At 71.7% G+C, this 17,139-nt stretch carries 12 protein-coding genes; 7 read left to right on the plus strand and 5 right to left on the minus strand.

Annotated elements, in window-relative coordinates; all coding sequences use genetic code 11:
• Positions 1 to 253: 253 nt before the first annotated feature.
• Together AB0I51_RS29335 and AB0I51_RS29340 are read right to left on the minus strand one after the other, a co-directional pair.
• Positions 254 to 2,827 (minus strand): FtsX-like permease family protein, encoded by a 2,574-nt coding sequence (locus AB0I51_RS29335; protein WP_362980183.1) that lies wholly within the window; start codon positions 2,825 to 2,827, stop codon positions 254 to 256.
• On the minus strand, positions 2,824 to 3,612 hold the full coding sequence (locus tag AB0I51_RS29340) for an ABC transporter ATP-binding protein (protein WP_362980185.1): 789 nt from the start codon (positions 3,610 to 3,612) through the stop codon (positions 2,824 to 2,826). Before AB0I51_RS29340 ends, AB0I51_RS29335 begins: the two co-directional genes overlap by 4 nt.
• Positions 3,613 to 4,058: 446 nt before the next feature.
• On the opposite strand from AB0I51_RS29340, the gene AB0I51_RS29345 reads away from it, so the two are divergent.
• From AB0I51_RS29345 to AB0I51_RS29365, 5 genes are all read left to right on the plus strand, one after another.
• Positions 4,059 to 5,549 carry an MFS transporter gene (locus AB0I51_RS29345; protein ID WP_362980378.1) on the plus strand — a complete coding sequence of 497 codons (1,491 nt, stop codon included), beginning with the start codon at positions 4,059 to 4,061 and terminating at the stop codon, positions 5,547 to 5,549.
• A 188-nt stretch (positions 5,550 to 5,737) separates the two neighbouring features.
• Positions 5,738 to 6,292 (plus strand): DUF485 domain-containing protein, encoded by a 555-nt coding sequence (locus tag AB0I51_RS29350; protein WP_362980187.1) that lies wholly within the window; start codon positions 5,738 to 5,740, stop codon positions 6,290 to 6,292.
• Positions 6,289 to 7,905 (plus strand): cation acetate symporter, encoded by a 1,617-nt coding sequence (locus tag AB0I51_RS29355; protein WP_362980189.1) that lies wholly within the window; start codon positions 6,289 to 6,291, stop codon positions 7,903 to 7,905. The genes AB0I51_RS29350 and AB0I51_RS29355 overlap by 4 nt, the downstream gene beginning before the upstream one ends.
• Before the next feature lie 171 nt (positions 7,906 to 8,076).
• Positions 8,077 to 9,786, plus strand: a complete 1,710-nt coding sequence (locus AB0I51_RS29360; RefSeq protein ID WP_362980191.1) for a PHP domain-containing protein — start codon at positions 8,077 to 8,079, stop codon at positions 9,784 to 9,786.
• On the plus strand, positions 9,783 to 10,361 hold the full coding sequence (locus AB0I51_RS29365; protein WP_362980193.1) for a hypothetical protein: 579 nt from the start codon (positions 9,783 to 9,785) through the stop codon (positions 10,359 to 10,361). Before AB0I51_RS29360 ends, AB0I51_RS29365 begins: the two co-directional genes overlap by 4 nt.
• Before the next feature lie 119 nt (positions 10,362 to 10,480).
• Here AB0I51_RS29365 and AB0I51_RS29370 read toward each other — a convergent pair whose 3' ends face one another.
• From AB0I51_RS29370 to AB0I51_RS29380, 3 genes are all read right to left on the minus strand, one after another.
• The gene (locus tag AB0I51_RS29370) at positions 10,481 to 11,368 is read right to left on the minus strand and encodes a cellulose-binding protein (RefSeq protein WP_362980195.1); all 888 of its coding nucleotides are present in this window, start codon (positions 11,366 to 11,368) and stop codon (positions 10,481 to 10,483) included.
• A gap of 187 nt (positions 11,369 to 11,555) precedes the next feature.
• Positions 11,556 to 14,411, minus strand: a complete 2,856-nt coding sequence (locus tag AB0I51_RS29375) for an SUKH-4 family immunity protein (protein ID WP_362980197.1) — start codon at positions 14,409 to 14,411, stop codon at positions 11,556 to 11,558.
• A gap of 8 nt (positions 14,412 to 14,419) precedes the next feature.
• Positions 14,420 to 15,418, minus strand: coding sequence for an SMI1/KNR4 family protein (locus AB0I51_RS29380; RefSeq protein ID WP_362980199.1), 999 nt, complete (start codon positions 15,416 to 15,418; stop codon positions 14,420 to 14,422).
• A 338-nt stretch (positions 15,419 to 15,756) separates the two neighbouring features.
• Between AB0I51_RS29380 and AB0I51_RS29385 the strand changes: the two genes are divergently transcribed.
• Both AB0I51_RS29385 and AB0I51_RS29390 read left to right on the plus strand, forming a co-directional pair.
• Positions 15,757 to 16,296 carry a YwqJ-related putative deaminase gene (locus AB0I51_RS29385; protein ID WP_362980201.1) on the plus strand — a complete coding sequence of 180 codons (540 nt, stop codon included), beginning with the start codon at positions 15,757 to 15,759 and terminating at the stop codon, positions 16,294 to 16,296.
• 135 nt (positions 16,297 to 16,431) lie between these two features.
• A complete protein-coding gene (locus tag AB0I51_RS29390; protein WP_362980203.1) occupies positions 16,432 to 16,926 on the plus strand; it encodes an SUKH-3 domain-containing protein in 495 nt (164 codons plus the stop codon).
• Positions 16,927 to 17,139: the final 213 nt, after the last annotated feature.

Raw genomic sequence — 17,139 nt, forward strand, 5'->3', positions numbered from 1 at the left:
TCCGTCCGGGGGGTGGGCAACACGAAGGGCCCGACGCGCGGTGTGGGGCCGGGGGCTTCCAGCGTACGACGGTGGCGCCGCACCCGGGGTCGATGCCCGCGTACCAGGGTGCTCTGCCCCCTGGCCCCCGGGCCCATGCTCACCCACCACCCGACTCGGTCGGTCAAATGGGCAACCTTCAAAGACAAAAACAAACCCGGCGCCGAGAAGTCCCCCGTGACTTCTCGGCGCCGGGCTCCCCCGTGGGCGGTGGCTATTCCGTGGCGATCGCGTTCAGGACGTTCATCCGGCCCGCCCGGAACGCCGGGATCAGGGCCGCGAACAGTCCCACGAACGCCGATCCGACGAAGACCGCGACAATCGTGCCCCAGGGGATCTCCAGGACCTTCAGCCCCTCCAGGGCGAGGAGCTGGTGGGCGGTCGCGCCCCAGCCCATCCCGAGGCCCAGGCCGAGCAGCGCTCCGAAGAGGGCGATCACGACCGACTCCATGCGGATCATGCGGCGGAGCTGGCGGCGGGACATGCCGATCGCCCGCATGAGGCCGATCTCCCGGGTCCGCTCGACGACCGACAGGGCCAGGGTGTTCACGACTCCCAGGACCGCCACGATGATCGCGAGGGCGAGAAGGCCGTAGACCATGTTCAGGAGCTGGCCGATCTGGTCCTTCAGTTCCTGCTTGTAGTCGGTCTGGTCGCGCACCTGGTACTGCGGGTAGGGCTCCATGGCCTTCTTCAGGGCCGCGTACGCCTGCTTCTCCTGGCCGTCCTTGGCCTTGGCGAACATGATCTCGTTCGGCGGGACCTTGTCGGCCGGGAGGTACTTCTGCATCGTCGCGATGCTGGTGTAGCGGGCGCCGTGGTCGATGGCGACGTCGTCGTCCGTGATGGCCGCGACCTTGAGCTTCGCCGTCGAGCCGCCCTTGAAGGCGACGCTGATCGTGTCGCCGAGATGGACGCCGTGCTTCTTGGCGTACTTGGAGCCGACCGACATCGCGTTGGTGCCGTAGGCGGCGGACAGATCGCCGGCCGTGGTGGCCCGGCGCAGGTCCTGGGCGTAGGACGGGTCGGCGGCGGTGATGCCGTCGGTGTCCTTCTGGCCGTCGGGCGAGGTGAGGGTGGCGTCGATGTCCTTGTAGCGGGTGACGTGGACGAGGTCGGGTGCCTGTTCCATCGCCTTCTCCGCCTGCGGGACGATCCGCTGGTTGCCCTGGACGATGAAGTCGGCGCCCACGGACTTGTCGAGTTCGCTCGTCGCCGAGGCGACCATCGAGGAGCCGACCACCGACAGGCAGGCGACCAGCGCGAGGCCGATCATCAGGGCCGCACCCGTAGCACCCGTACGCCTGGGGTTGCGCAGCGCGTTGCGTTCGGCGAGGCGCCCCACCGGCCCGAATGCCCGCAGCAGGACCACGCTGATCACCCGGACGACCCCGTTGGCCAGCAGCGGACCGATGATCACGAAGCCGATCAGCGAGAGCACGACACCCGCGCCGAGCACCAGCGAACCGTCCGTCGCCTTCTTCGCGGTGGCCGCCGCGAACAGCGCCGCGACACCCGCCCCCGTGAGGACCAGGCCGATCAGGCCGCGTACCCAGCCTGCCTTGCCGTCGGCCGGCGTACCGGCGTCGCGCAGCGCGGCCATCGGGGAGACCTTGCCGGCCCGGCGGGCCGGGAGATAGGCGGCGAGGATGGTGACGATCACGCCGAGGAGCAGGCCGAGCACCGGGGTGGTCCACTTCACCGTCAGGTCCCGCGTCGACAGGTCCATGCCCGCCGCGCCCATCAGCTTCATCAGGCCCACGGCGATGCCGACACCGGCTCCGACACCGAGGACGGAGCCGACGATCCCGAGCAGGGTCGCCTCGACCAGCACCGAGCGGTTGACCTGCTTGCGGGAGGAACCGATCGCCCTCATCAGGCCGATCTCGCGGGTCCGCTGGGCGACCAGCATCGAGAAGGTGTTGATGATCAGGAAGATGCCCACCAGGAACGCGATCCCGGCGAAGCCGAGCATGGCGTACTTGATGACGTTCATGAACTGGCCGACGCCCTGACGGTTCTCGTCGGCGTTCTCCTTGGCCGTCTGGATCTTGTACGTCCCCGTCGACGCGAGGGTCCGCGCCACGTTCTGCTTGAGCTGCGCGTCGGTCACACCGCTCGCGGCGGTGACGCCGATCTGGGTGAACCGGCCGGTGGCGCCCAGGAGTTCGCGCTGCGCGGTGGCGGTGTCGAAGTAGACGACGGCCGCACCGGGGTTGGTCACCTTGAAGGTGGCGATGCCGACGATCCTCGCGGTGAAGTCACCGGTCTGCGAGATGGTGCGCAGCGAGTCGCCCAGCTTCAGGTGGTGCTTGTCGGCGGTGTCGGAGTCGACCATGGTCTCGGTCGGGCCGCGCGGGGCGTGTCCGGAGGTGATCTCCATCGAACGCAGGTCGTTCTTCGTCCAGTTGCCCGCGATGGTGGGCGCGCCGGTGGAGGAGCCCATGTTCTTGTTGGCGCTGTTGACGACGGTCACGTTCATCGAACTGACGGCGCCTTCAACGGACTTGACGCCCGAGGCCTTGGCCGTCCGCGCCAGCACGGAGGCCGGCAGCGACTCGGGCAGACCGTTCTGCGGGGTGCTGCCGTCGGCCTTGGCCGTCTTCGGCAGCACTGTCACGTCGGAGGCGGTGGCCGCGAAGAGCTTGTCGAAGGTCGTGTTCATCGTGTCGGTGAACACCAGCGTGCCGCACACGAACGCCACCGACAGCAGCACGGCTGTCGCCGATAGCGCCATCCGCCCCTTGTGCGCGAAGAAGTTGCGCATCGAGGTCTTCATGACAGTCATGACGTACGCCCCCGCGCGTCGAAGTCCTTCATGCGGTCGAGGACGGCGTCGGCGGTCGGCTTGAACATCTCGTCGACGATCCGGCCGTCCGCGAGATACAGCACACGGTCCGCGTACGAGGCGGCCACCGGGTCGTGCGTGACCATCACGATGGTCTGGCCGAGGTCGTCGACGGAGCGGCGCAGGAAGCCCAACACCTCCGCTCCCGCACGGGAGTCGAGGTTTCCGGTCGGCTCGTCACCGAAGATGATCTCGGGCCGGGCCGCCAACGCCCGTGCCACAGCGACGCGTTGCTGCTGTCCGCCGGAGAGCTGGTTGGGCCGGTGCTTGAGCCGGCTCGACAACCCGACGGTCTCCACGACCTGCGCCAGCCACCCCTTGTCGGGCTTGCGGCCGGCAATGTCCATGGGGAGGGTGATGTTCTCCAGCGCGTTCAGCGTCGGCAGCAGGTTGTACGCCTGGAAGATGAACCCGATCCGGTCCCGGCGCAGCTGCGTGAGCTTCTTGTCCTTGAGGCCGGTGATCTCGGTCTCGTCCAGGTAGATCTGTCCGGAGGTCACGGTGTCGAGCCCGGCGAGGCAGTGCATGAGGGTGGACTTGCCGGACCCCGAAGGGCCCATGATCGCGGTGAACTGGCCGCGGGCGACGTCCACGTCGACATGGTCGAGGGCGACGACGCGGGTCTCCCCGGCGCCGTAGGCCTTGACGACCTGCCGCGCTCGCGCGGCAACGGCCGTACGCCCTCCAGTACCCCCGTGCCTGGGAATGGTCACAGCCGATGTCACGGTATGTCTCCTAAGTCGGTCGGCGAACGAGCGTGCCGGTGTCCGGTCGAGGTGTTTCAACTGGTTACGACGATGAGTCTGGCGGCGGGAGGGGGTCCGGCGCGCTGGTGCTCAGCGCAGTCTTTCCCGGGGGAAAACCCCACCCTCGGCAGTTCGGTCTGCCGCCCCCCAGCGGCATAAAGCCAGGTTAAGGACGGCCCCCGGCCCTTCTCCTCCTCCGCCGGGACGAACCGTCCCCGGGCCGTAGTGGGGAGGCACCCCTAGGGGCTCTCCACCGCCGGGTGGAGTCGATCTCGGGGTCCGGTCCACCCACCGGCCCGCTCAGCGTCCACCCTGCCGCTACGTGAGGCTCAAGTGGGAAGCTGGTGCGCGGCAGATAGGTGCAAGGGGAAAGGAATCCTGTGGACCAGGGGGACACCGACACCGACAGCGCCAGCGACGCCGAGATACGGCCCGAGGCGGCCGAGCAGCCCACGCCGGCCCCTCCCGACCGGCGCCGGGGCGCCGTCGTAGCGGCCCTCATGCTCGCGATGGCGCTGGCCGCCCTCGACTCCACCATCGTCTCCACGGCCGTACCGCAGATCGTCGGCGATCTCGGCGGCTTCTCCGTCTTCTCGTGGCTGTTCTCCGGCTATCTGCTGGCCGTGACGGTCACCCTGCCCGTCTACGGCAAGCTCTCCGACACCTTCGGCCGCAAGCCGGTGCTGATCACGGGTGCGGCGGTCTTCCTCGCCGGTTCGCTGCTGTGCTCGGTGGCCTGGAGCATGGGCGCGCTGATCGCGTTCCGCGTCGTACAGGGCCTGGGCGGCGGAGCGTTGCAGGGCACGGTCCAGACCCTGGCCGCCGACCTGTACCCGCTCAGCGAACGTCCCAAGATCCAGTCGAAGTTGTCCACGGTGTGGGCGGTGTCGGCGATCGCGGGCCCCGGTGTGGGCGGGCTGCTCGCCGCGTACGCGGGCTGGCGCTGGATCTTCCTCGTCAACCTCCCCGTCGGGGCGGTGGCGTTGTGGCTGATCGTCCGTTACCTCCACGAACCGCAACGCACCCGCGCCTCCCGCCCGCGCGTCGACTGGGCGGGCGCGCTGGCCGTGTTCGCGTGCGGAGGAGTCCTGATCACGGCACTCGTGCAGGGCGGGGTGGCCTGGCCCTGGCTGTCGGCACCCTCAATCGCCTTGTTCGGTACGGGACTTGCCCTGGCCGGAGTCGTCGTGGCGATCGAACGCCGGGCGGCGGAGCCGATCATCCCCGGGTGGGTGTGGCGGCGCCGTACGATCGCGGCCGTCAACCTGGCTCTGGGCGCGCTGGGGTTGCTGATGGTGGCGCCGACCGTGTTCCTGCCGACGTACGCGCAGTCGGTACTGGGCCTGGCGCCCGTGGCGGCCGGATTCGTGCTCTCCGTATGGACGTTGAGCTGGCCGGTGTCGGCGGCGCTCAGCCAGCACGTGTACCGGCGGATCGGTTTCCGCAACACGGCGACGCTCGGGATCGGAGCGGCGACGCTGATCCTGTTCGCGTTCCCGTTCCTGCCGTATCCGGGCGCCGCCTGGCAGCCGATGGTCCTGATGCTGCTGCTCGGCGCGGCCCTGGGACTCTTCCAACTCCCGCTGATCGTAGGGGTGCAGTCGACGGTCGGCTGGGAGGAGCGGGGCGTGACGACCGCGTCCGTCCTCTTCTGCCGCCAGACCGGCCAGACGATCGGCGCGTCCGTCTTCGGCGCCGTGGCCAACGGGGTGTTGGCGTCGCGGCTGGGCGGCGCGAGCGATCTGGACTCGGTGACGCGGGGATTGGACGGTGGTGCGGTGCCGGAGGGGACCCGACGGGCCATCGCGGATGCGGTGCACGCGGTGTACGTCGGGGCGGGCATCGCCGCCGCGGTGGCCTTCCTGGTGCTGCTGTTTCTGGCGCCTCGGCGGTTTCCGGTGCTCAAGGAGCAGTGAGGCGTGGCGAGTTGCTCGACCCGGGCAACATCCGAGGTCAGCGGCCGTTGACGGGGTAAGCGCATACCAACCGCCCAGTCCGGCGAAAAGCACCCACACCCCCCAACCGGCGAGTAACATGCGTGACCCGCTCCGCCCAACTCCCTGCGGTCCGCCGCCACGGACCCGAGCCACGCAAGGAGCACGGGATGTCCAAGGACCCGTACCCTCCGCATGATTCATCCGCCCGGCACTACCCGTACGACCCGTACGACCCGCATGACTCGCACGCCCCGTACCCGCACGCCCCTTACCCGCCACATGCTTCGCACGCCCCGTACCCGTACGATCCGCACGCCCCGCGTGACTCGCACACCCCGGCCCCGCCCCGCCTCACCTACCCCTGGCAACCGCCCCCGCCACCACCCGAACGCCGTCGCCCGCCCCGGCGCCCCGCCCTCGGCAACCACCGTGATCTGCGCGTCCTGCGCGGCGCGTACCGGCGGCAGCGGCGCGTGGCGTCGCTCACCGCGCTCGGCTACTTCTGCCTGTTCCTGGCCCTGTCCGCGTTCGCGCCCCCGCTGATGTCGAGCACCGTCGTCGCCGGTGTGCCCACCGGGCTGCTGCTCGCGCTGGTCCAACTCCCCGTCACCTGGCTGGCGATAGCGCTCTACGAGCACACGGCCCGGCGGCGTGTGGACCCCCTCGCGGACCGCATCCGCAAGCAGGCCGAACTGGACGCCAGACGGGAGGCGGCACGATGACCGGGTTCCGCGACCCCGCGTCGCAGACCACGTCGCTCGTCGCCTTCACCACCGTCGCCACCCTCACGCTCCTGCTGTGTGTGATGACCGGGCCCGACCGCGACGACCTCGACGAGTTCTACACGGGGTACGGCTCCCTCTCGCCGCTGCGCAACGGCCTTGCCATAGCGGGTGATTACATCTCCGCGGCGAGCGTGCTGGGCACGGGCGGGGTGATCGCCCTGTACGGCTACGACGGGGTGGTGCTGGCGCTGAGTACGGCGCTGTCGCTGATGCTGCTGATGTTCCTGCTGGCCGAACCGCTGCGCAACGCGGGCCGGTTCACGATGGGCGACGCGTTCGCCCGGCGGATGCCGGGGCGGTCCGTGCGGATGGTCGCGTGCGCGGTGACCATCACGGCGCTGCTGCCGCTGATGCTGGTCCAACTCGCGGGCGCGGGGCAGCTGTTGGCGTTCATCCTCGGGTTCTCCGGCGAGTCCCTGCAGACCGGCTGCATCATCGGCCTGGGGGTGCTGATGATCAGCTACGCGGCGATCGGCGGCATGAAGGGCACCGCTCTCATCCAGATCCTGAAGATCGTGATGCTGATCGGGTCGGGGGCCGTGATCGCCGTACTCGTACTACAGCGTTTTCACTGGGACTTGGGGCTCTTCTTCGACACGGCCGCGCGGCGGAGCGGGGTCGGAACCGCCTTCCTTCACTCGGGCCTCGAGTTCGCCGGTGGTCCGAGTCCCCGACTCGACATGATCAGTTCGCAGCTGACCGTCGTGCTCGGGGGCGCCTGCCTCCCGCACATCACGATGCGCATGTACACCGCGTCGAGCGCCCGGCAGGTGCGGCGGTCGATGTCGTGGGCGGTGTCGAGCGTGGCGCTCTTCGTGGTGATCGTGACGGTCGTCGGGTTCGGTGCCACGGCGCTGCTCGGGCGGGCGGCGATCGCGCGGGCCGATCCGCAGGGCAACACGGCGTATCTGCTGGGCTCGCGGGCGGTGTTCGGGGCGGACGTGTCGACGGCGGAGACCCTGCTGTTCACCGCCGTCACCACGGCCGTGTTCCTGACCCTGCTCGCCTCGGTCGCCGGGATGATCCTCGCCTGCGCCAACTCCCTTGCCCACGACGTCTTCGCGGCCCGCGTCGAGGAGATGCCGGTGCGCCGCGAGATGACGCTGGCCCGCTACTCGGCGCTGGCGGTGGGCGTTCCGGCGATCGTGCTGGCGACGCTGGTCCAGCACCGGAGCCTGCAGCCCCTGGTCACGCTGTCCTTCTGCCTGGGCGCCTCGGCCATAGCGCCCGCCCTCGTCTACAGCCTCTTCTGGCGCCGCTACACCCGAACCGGCCTGCTCAGCACGCTCATTGGCGGCACGCTCGGGGTGCTGCTGCTGATGCCGGGCACCAATCTGGTCTCCGGTTCGCCGGCCGCAGCCTTCCCGGGCGCCGACTTCAACTGGTTCCCGTTCACGACCACCGGGCTCGTCACCATCCCGCTCGGCTTCGTCTGCGGCTGGCTCGGCACGGTCGCCTCGGGGCGGAAGAAGGAGGAGGAACAGCGCAGGCGGTACGAGGCGATGGAGGGGTGGATCCTGGCGGGCGCGGTGCGCAGGGGCGAAGGGTGAGCAGTACGCGGGAGCGGAGGACGAGCGCCGGAAAGCCCCGCATGACCGGTGTCATAGCCGTGCATGACTCGTTCTTTGCCGCACCACCACCTCGACTCCCGCTGTTCACCGCTCCTTTCCAGACTCTGCACGTCCGAGCGTGAAGGTCCCTGCATTCAGCGGGAGTTGAACATGAGCCACGGCCACAGTCACGGCGACCACGGTCACCACCACCATCACCATCACGGGGACGAGGCCGCCACCTCGCTGCCGCCCGTCCTCGACACCTCCGTTCCCGACGAGGAGTTGACGCCCGGTCAGCTGTCGCGGCGGGGCATGCTGCGCCGAACCGGACTGCTGGGCGCGGGACTCGCGGCAGGCAGCGTGCTCGCCGGCGCGGGGGAGGCAGCCGCGTCGGTGCAGCATTCCGCGGCCAAGTCTTCGAAGGGCAACGGCGGTTACCTGTGGCTGGCCGGCGACCACCACATCCACACGCAGTACAGCAGCGACGCCAAGTACCGGGTCATCGACCACGTACGCCAGGCGAACGCGCACGGTCTGGACTGGATGGTCATCACCGACCACGGCAGTGTCACGCACGCCAAGATCGGTGTGGAGAAGGTCAATCCGGATATCGTCGACGCCCGTGACAAGACCGACGACACCCTCGTCTTCCAGGGCCTGGAGTGGAACATCCCGGGCGCCGAGCACGGCACGGTGTTCGTGCACCCCGGCTCCAACGAGGTCGCCGTGCTCAAGGAGTTCGAGAACTCCTTCGACGGCAGCGTGAAGAACGCGAGCGGCAACTCGCCCGCGAACGAGGCCCTCGCCATCGCGGGCGTCAACTTCCTCGCCGACCAGGTCCGCCGCCGCAAGGTCAAGGACGCGCTCTTCCTCGCCAACCACCCGGCGCGCAAGGGCATCGACTCCCCTCACGAGATCCGCGGCTGGCGCGACGCGCAGCCCACCATCGCCGTCGGAATGGAGGGCGCCCCCGGCCACCAGGCCGGCGGCATCCCCAAGCCGAACGGCCCGGGCAGCGGACGCGGCATCTACGACAACAGCCCCAGCGCCGACTCCTTCCCCGGTTACCCGCTGGAGAGTTACCGCACCTGGGGCGGCTTCGACTGGATGACGGCCACGGTCGGCGGCCTGTGGGACAGCCTCCTCGCCGAGGGCAAGCCCTGGTGGATCACCGCCAACTCCGACTCCCACAACGTGTACGCGGACACCGCCGTACGCGGCCCGGGCGGCGACTTCAACGCCAACGGCCGCTACGAGGACCCCGTTTACGGCACCGGCGTCAGCCTCACCGACACCGACTTCTGGCCCGGCCAGTACTCCCGCACCCACGTCGGCGCGGCCTCCTTCTCGTACAAGGCGGTCATGGACGGCATCCGCGCGGGCCGCGTCTGGGTCGACCACGGCGGCCTGATCAGCGGCCTCGACGCCCGCCTCTCGGCCGGTGGCCGCGAGGTCACCCTCGGCGGCGCGCTGCACGCCCGCCGCGGCGCCCAGGTCGACCTGGTCATCCGCATCAGCCTGTCCAACGGCCCCAACTGGGCGCAGTTCCAGCCCTCGTTGGCCCGCGTCGACGTCATCCAGGGCGATGTGACGGGACCGGTCGCGGACAAGGACACCTTCTCCACCCCCACCACGAAGGTCGTCAAGTCCTTCGAGATGGACAGGTCCACCGGCACCGTCCGCCTCACGTACTCCCTCGGCCGCCTCGACAAGCCGGTCTACGTCCGCCTCCGCGGCACCGACGGCAACCGCTCCGCCGTCGGCCTCAACGGCGCTGCCGTAGACCCCGTGGGCCCCGCGATGGACGTCCTCGGCGACGCCGACCCGTGGAAGGACCTCTGGTTCTACTCCAACCCGATGTGGGTCCTCCCCGCATGAGCACGTCCTACGACCCGTCCGGCGTCCACCCCGTCCTCGGCGTGGACGCCGGCACGACGACCCTCCGCGAGGCCGACCACCTCGTCCGCGAGCTCATGAGCACCCTCGCGCTTCCCCCGGGGACGGTCGCCTGCACCCACCTGATCCGCACGGACGCGCGCCGGGGGACGGCCGTGTCCCTGGAGTTGCCGGACGGCGCGTCGGCCGCGGCCGCCTGGCGGCACCTCACAGAGTCCCAGGCTCCGCGGGGCGATCGGGAAGCCGCCGCCCGGGCAGCCGCCGAACACACCGCCCGTCGCTCGGGCCGGGCGGTCCTGTTCCCCGGCGCGGAACACCTCACGGGGACGATCCCCCTGTCCGACCTGCTGGCGCTGTCGGCCATCGACCGGGTGACCGTGGTCGGCGCCACCTCGGGCGGGCCTCCGGCCCCGACGACACCCGTACACACGCAGGACCACGTACGACCCGAATGGCGCGAGGGCGAACTGGTACTGGCACTGGTCCCGGCGGCGGGCAACACCCTGGCCCCCTTCGAAGTCCCCAACCCCACACCGTGCTGCGCAGATCATCCGTAACTCAGAACGCCGGACAACTGTCCCCACTCGGGGGCGCGGGGCTGTGTCGATCTGCGGCTCCGCCGTGTGGGCGCGACAAGCCCCCACCGGCCCGCGCACGACCACAACCGGGCCCGCCGTCACTCAGCCGGCGCCCGCCCGGTCAGCGCGGTCAAACTGCTCCGCACATGATCCATGTGCGCCTGCACGTCGTCCCACGTCTCCCCGTGCTCGCGCAGCACCCGCTCGGTGTCCCGAGCGATCCGCTCCGCCCGCACCCGCGCCTCCGCGACCACCTCGGCCGCCCGCTCCGTGGCCTCCTCCTGCCGGCGCCGGTCCGACAACTCGGCCTCGGCGAAAGCCTGTTCCGCCTCGGCCAGCGCAGCCTCCGCACGGGCCACCCGCTCGGCGCACTGCGCGTCCACCGCGGCCAGCCGCTGCTCCGCGAAGCGCTCCGCCTCGGCCCAGCGCTCGGCGTGCTCCTTGGCCTGCTCACCCAGCATCCCGGCGGTGCGCTGCCGTACCTCGCGCAACGCGGCGAGCGCCTCCGTGCGTCCCTCCTTCACCTCGCGCCGGGCGCCGATCCGGAGGTCGTCGGCCTCGGCGCGGGCCGCGAGGAGCCGCTGCCGGGCACGTTCCTCCGCCTCCGCGCGGAGCGCGTCCGCCTGTTCCCGCGCTTCTTGGAGTACGCCGGCGGCGTGCGCCTCGGCCAGCGCGACCTGCTCGCGCGCCGAACGCCGCGCGGACTCCCGTACGGCGGCGGCCTCCTCCTCCCCCAGCTGAAACAGCCGGCGCGCCCGCTCGCCGAGCGTCTCGTACGTCTGCGGGGCGAGCCGCGCCACCGTCTCCCGCAGCCGCTCGGCCTCCGCCTCCATGTCCCTGGCCAGTACGGTCAGCCGCGCGGCCCGCTCCCACGCGGCGTCCCGGTGCCGCGAGAGTGCCGCCGCGTACGCGTCCACCTGGGCGGGGCGGTAGCCACGCCCCCGTACTGCCACGAAGCCACGTGGCGACACCGATGCGCTGCTCACCCTGGAACCCCTCTCCACCCGACGGACACGAAATGATGATTTCGCGCATATCTTGATGTATCGGGCATAAGGGTTCATAACGCGACACTCCGTGTGCAGGTCACGGGCATCACTCAGGCAAAAAGAAGGGGGCGGCCCCGGTCCTCCGACCGGGGCCGCCCCCTTCGCCTCGCTCAGCGACCGGGCCCTACAACAGCCCGTCCCACATCTGCTCCAGCAGCACCGACCACCAGCTCTCCGGCGAACCGAGCGCCGCCGGGTCCAGCGAGGCCAGCTGCGCCTGGAAGTCGACGGTCCAGCGGCCCGCCTGCTCCTGGTTGAGCCCGTACCTCAGCCGCCACATCCGGCCGAGCAGCGCCAGACAGCGCGCGAACTCGGGCAGCCCCGTGTTCACGAACTGCGGCGGTACGGAAGCACCGCCCGGCCCCGCCTCCACGGGCACCGCGACGATGTTCGCCGTGCCGTACTGAACGCAGATCGCCTTGCCGAAGTCGCTGCCCATGACCAGGTAGGAGCCCGCGTCGGCGGACGGCCGCACCCCGCGCTCCTGCGCGAGTTCGGCCAACGTCGGTACCGGGCGGCCGGGTTGGGCCTGCGCCCAGAAGAACGGGCCCATGTCCATCGGCAGCCCCGCCGCGACCAGCGTGTGCGCCACGACCGGCGGCACGCCCTGCCGGGACACCGCCGCCTGCTCGAACCGGAACACTCCCGGCCCGAACGCGCCCGCCAGCTCCTGCGCGATCGCCTCCGGCGGGATCGGCGGGGTCGGCTGCACCTGCGGCAACGGCGCGCGCACCGGGGCGAGTCGGGCGGGCCCGTCGGCCACCTGGTGCAACTCGCCCTGGTGGGCGAGGAGTTCACGCATCCCCTGCTGCCGGCTCGTGTGATCCGTGCCGTACGGCGCGATGCTCGCGATCCGCGCCTGCGGCCACTGCTCGCGGATCATCCGCGCGCAGTACGCACCGGGCAGCTCACAGGACTCCAACTCCGTGTGCAGTTCCAGGACTTGGTCCGGCGGGATGTTCAGGCCGCGCAGCTCGTGGAAGATCTGCCACTCCGGGTGCGGCGTCCCCGGCGCGGACCGCCGGATCACCTGCTGCTCGGAACCGTCCGGCGCGCGGTACCGCAACACGGCCTGATAGCCCGGTCCCACGGTCGGCTGCCCCTGCTGCGGATAGCCGTAGGCGGGCTGCTGCTGACCGGGGAACGGCTGACCGGGCCCGGGAGGCGCGGGGTGACCGTGGCCGGCTGCCTGCTGCCCCGGGGGTGGCATCGCGCCGGGCGGCATCGGCTGCGGCGGGGCTCCCGGAGGCATACCGGGAGCGCCCAACGGACCGGGCGCGCCCGGGAACTGCGGCGCCGGAGGAGCACCGGGTCCACCCGCCGGAGGCCCGGCCAGCATGGTCTCCGCGCGATGCACGGCACCGGGGGCACCGCCCTGCGGGGCGGGAGCGCCGGGGCCACCGGGGACGTACGGCGGCGGAGGCGTGCCGGGCGCTCCGGGCGCACCGGGCGGCTTGGGCGCACCCGGAGCACCGGGAACGCCTGGGGCACCCGGCGGCTGCGGAGCACCCGGCCCCGCGGGCCCACCCTGCCCCGGGTCGGCGAACATCGTCGCGGCCTGGTGAACCCCACCCGGAGGCGGCCCCCCGGGGGTGTTCGGCGCACCGGAACCACCGGGACCACCCGGAGCACCCGCCCCCTCCGGACCGAGCCCCGGAACCATCTGCGTCGGCACATACCCGCCCGCGGGCGGCGCAGGCGGCGGCCCCGCAGGCGTACCGCCCGGTCGCGCACCCGGCGTCCCCGGGGCACCCGGCGGAGGCGGCGGGTTCGACCCACCGCTCCGCGCCCGGCGCGGCGGAGGCGCCGCCTTGCTCGTGGCGGCATCGGCGATGTCCCCGGCGTTGGGCGCGAGCACCCGCCCCGGCGCACCGGGACTCCCGGGAGCGTGCGGCACGTTGCCTGCACCGCCCGGCGCCTGGGGATACCCATAGGCCGACGGATCCACCCCGGACCCACCCTGCGGACCACCGGAAGGCGACGCGCCGGGACCGCCAGGAGCACCCGGAGCACCAGAACCACCCGCCCCCTGCGGGTACCCGTACGACGACGCCTGACCGGGCGCCCCCTGCGGACCGGGCCCACCCGGCGCCTGGGCTGCGGCTCCCTGGGGATACCCGTACGACGGAGGCGGCGTAACACCGGCGCCGCCAGAGCCGCCGGGCCCGCCCCCCTGCCCCCGCGAACCTCCAGCTCCCCCACGGGCGTTGGCATCCCCCAGCGCCGATGCGACTGCCGTGGGCGGGAGTTGACTGCCGCCGGACATCAAGGCGGTCTCGGCATCGGCCGGGGTCTCGTCCTCACGCTCGCTCAGCGGCGGTGCGAACACGGTCGCGGGCAGTGGTACCGAACGGTCCTCGCCGGCATCGGCGTTGGTGTCGGTCCCCGCCCACGGCGTCGCCCCGGCCGGCACACCGGGCGCACCCGGCGCCTCGGCGCCCCCGCCCGCATCCGGCCAGGACGAAGCCGCCGGCACCCCGGCCTGCGTCTCCGGCAGCGACCCCGAACGCGAGCCCGCAGAGGGCGAGGGCGAAGCCGAGCCCGAACCCCCAACACCCTCCCCCGCAACCGGAGTTCCAGCCGTTCCAGCCCCCCGCCGATCCTGGATCCCGATCTTGTCCGCCGCCTCCTGCAACCACTCCGGCGGACTCAGCAGGAACGACGTCTGGTTGAGGTCCACCCGGGCGGGAGCCGCCGGTACCGCGTCGGCGACCTCCTCGGGGCGGCCGTACTCCTCCTCGTAGCGGCGGATCACCTCGCCCACCGGCAGCGCGGGCCACAGCGTGGCCTCTCCGCTGTCGCGGGCGAGCACCAGCCGCTGCCCGCCCCCGTCCGAACGCGGGCCGTCCGCACGGTCCTCGGCCCAGGCCACGAAGCCGAGTTCGAACTCCCGCACCCGCACCTCGCGATGCTGGTACGAGGGCACGTCCCCGTTGATCCATTCCTCGGCGCGTTCCTGCGCCTGCGCGAAAGTCACCATCGTGTCGCTCACTCCCCCACCGCGGCGGCCGAAGACACCGGCACCGATCGCGCGAACCCGCCGTCCACCATCAGGTTCGCCACCGTCTCCAACTCCGGTGGATTTCCCGCGAGTCGGCCCAGGAACTGGTCGAAGTCGCCCCCGGCGGGCAGCAGCAGCCGCTCCACCCGGTCGGCCGGAGCCCAGGACGGGTCGACGTCGCGGGCGTCGTCGTAGGCGCAGAACCACACCGAACCGAGCGCCTGGCCCTTCACCTTCACGGCGAGCAGGCCGCCCTGGACGAAGCCGACGGCCAGGTAGTCCTTGGTGAGGTGGTCGCGCAGGCACTTGTTGACGTAGACGAGGTCGTTGACGGCCGCCTCGTCGCGGACCGTGAAGAACGGCTGGTCGATCAGGAGCCCCAACTCGGCGTCCAGCGCGGTGCCGATAGGCGCGCTGCCGCCGGCCGCCTTGAGGAACGACCGGTAGGCGCCCGGGAGTCGGTAGCCGAGGTCCTCCTCGACGCCCTGCACCTGCGCCTCGGTCACCGCGAGCGACGACTTCGGCAGGCCGAAGTGCGCGGGCCGGGTCTCCTGGAGCGGTCGGGTGCCGCGCTTGTTGTGGTCGACGGCCGCCGTGGCGATCCCGCCGTGGTGCCGCAGCAGCGCCTTGACCTCGACGGGGACGAGTTCGAGGCGCCGGGTGCCGACCACGTGGTGCCAGGTCCAGCCGTGCGGGGTGGCCACCGCGGGCACCGTGTCCCACAGCTGGTGCCCGGCCGCCGCCAGGGCCGCGTTCGCCGACACGTAGTCCGTCAGGCGCAGTTCGTCGACCCCGAAGCCCTCCGGGGGCTCGGCGATCTCCGCGGCCGCGCGCGCGTACGGCGAGAAGTCGGGGTAGCCGCGCTCGTCCATCCGCACCCCTCTCGGGTGACGGGCCGCCCGGACCGGGTCCGGGAAGTGCACGACCTGCCCGGCGTAGGCCGCGTTCGGTGGCGCGGCTTGTTGCCCGAGCCGACCTGTCGTCATGGCGGTTGCCCCCTGCGGCATTCAGTACGATTCACAGCAGGCGAATGTCCAACTCGCCCCACTGCGCCCCGTATCGACTGTCTCGTCTTCTTGACGTCTTCGTTCGACTGTCTCCACGCGTCGGCCGCGTGGATCGCGGTGCGGACAGCCTATGCGGTACGGCGGCACGGGTCACCGGCAGCGGTCGTCGGCGCCCCTCACCGGACCTTCACTTCCGTGACCTGCCGTCACCCCGCCGTGACAGCCCGCCGAAGCCCTGGCGTGTCGCACCGCCCCAGCTACCGCACCCGCCACGGCATTTGGCACTCTGAGACCCGCCGGGGGATGCTCGGGAGGGGATGACGATCATGAACGCGACGCAGACGGGACCGCACACCGGGGCGCACACCGGGCCTTCTGGCGACCCCAGGGTCGGCTGGAGCGCCACCGAGGGACGGCAGGTGCCCGCCCTCAACCACCGCCGCGACGGCATACTTCCGACCGTCGCCGCCGCCCTCTCCGTACGCGGCGCGACCACACTCACCGGCACCGCCGCGCGAGGCGACCAGCCGCCCGCCCTGCACCCACTGGTACAGGACTTCCTCGACACCCTCACCAGCGCCCAGCGCGACCGTTTCACCGGCCGCTGCGCCGAGGCGATCTTGATCTCCCGCCACATCGCCGCCGCCGACGCCGAGCGCAGCAGGCGCGCCGCGCGCAAGCCGATGACCAACGGCGAGGCCCGCAAGACCCTCAAGCAGGCCAAGCTCACCGCCCGCCGCATTCGCGAGGACGGCGACCCCCTGCACGGCAGTTTCGCCGCCCCCTGCCGGGCCTGCGCAGCCCTCAGCGCCCACTTCGGCGTCCGCATCGTGGACCCCGCGACGGAGACCGGCTGACCCCCATCCCCCGCACCACACGGACCAACACCACCGCACCCCCGCACCCCCGCACCCCCGCACCCCCGCACCTCACCACCAGCACCACCAGCACCACCAGCACCACCGTCCCTGACGCCGACGATCGAAGGGCAGATGCACCCCGACCGCCACTCCTCCACGCGCTTCTCCGTACCCGTCGACGCCGCCCTGCGCGCCGCCGGCTGGCAGCCCGGCCGCTGGGACATAAAGCAGGCCGAGATCTGGGCGGACACCCTGCGCGAACACACCTCGCCCGCCGGCCACCAGCACGCAGTGTTCCCGGCGGCGGTCGAGGCCTGGGCCGAGTTCGGCGGCCTGCGCATCGCACCCACCGGCCCCGGCCGCCAGATCGCCCCCGCCGCACTCCACCTGGACCCGCTGCACGGCCTCCACATGGCCCGCACGCTCGGCGACCTGGGCCGCGCCCTGGACACCGACGTCAGCCCACTCGGCGAGGAACCCGACACCCAGTCCCTCCTGGCCATCGACGCCGAGGGCCGGGTCTACGCCCTCGACCACACCGGCGACTGGTACCTGGGCCCGGACATCGACCAGGCCCTCGCGTCCCTGATCTCGGGCATAGAGCCGGTACGACTGGCAGCGGGCTGACCCGCGCCCAGCAGACGGCGACGGGCTTCCACCACTGGGACGGCCGGGGACCGAGCGGCGTCCGCAGCGGACCGTAGGCCGCGTACGGCGAGAAGGTGCCGGGTCGGGGGGGTGTCCGCCCGCAGCGGTTGGCGCGTCAACACCGCCACGATCTTGAGCGACCGAATCCGGGCCGTTCCGAGGACGGACACCCCCCGACGCGGCACCGACCCA

The organism is Streptomyces sp. NPDC050549 (assembly GCF_040655035.1).
In the GTDB taxonomy this organism is placed as follows: Bacteria; Actinomycetota; Actinomycetes; order Streptomycetales; family Streptomycetaceae; genus Streptomyces.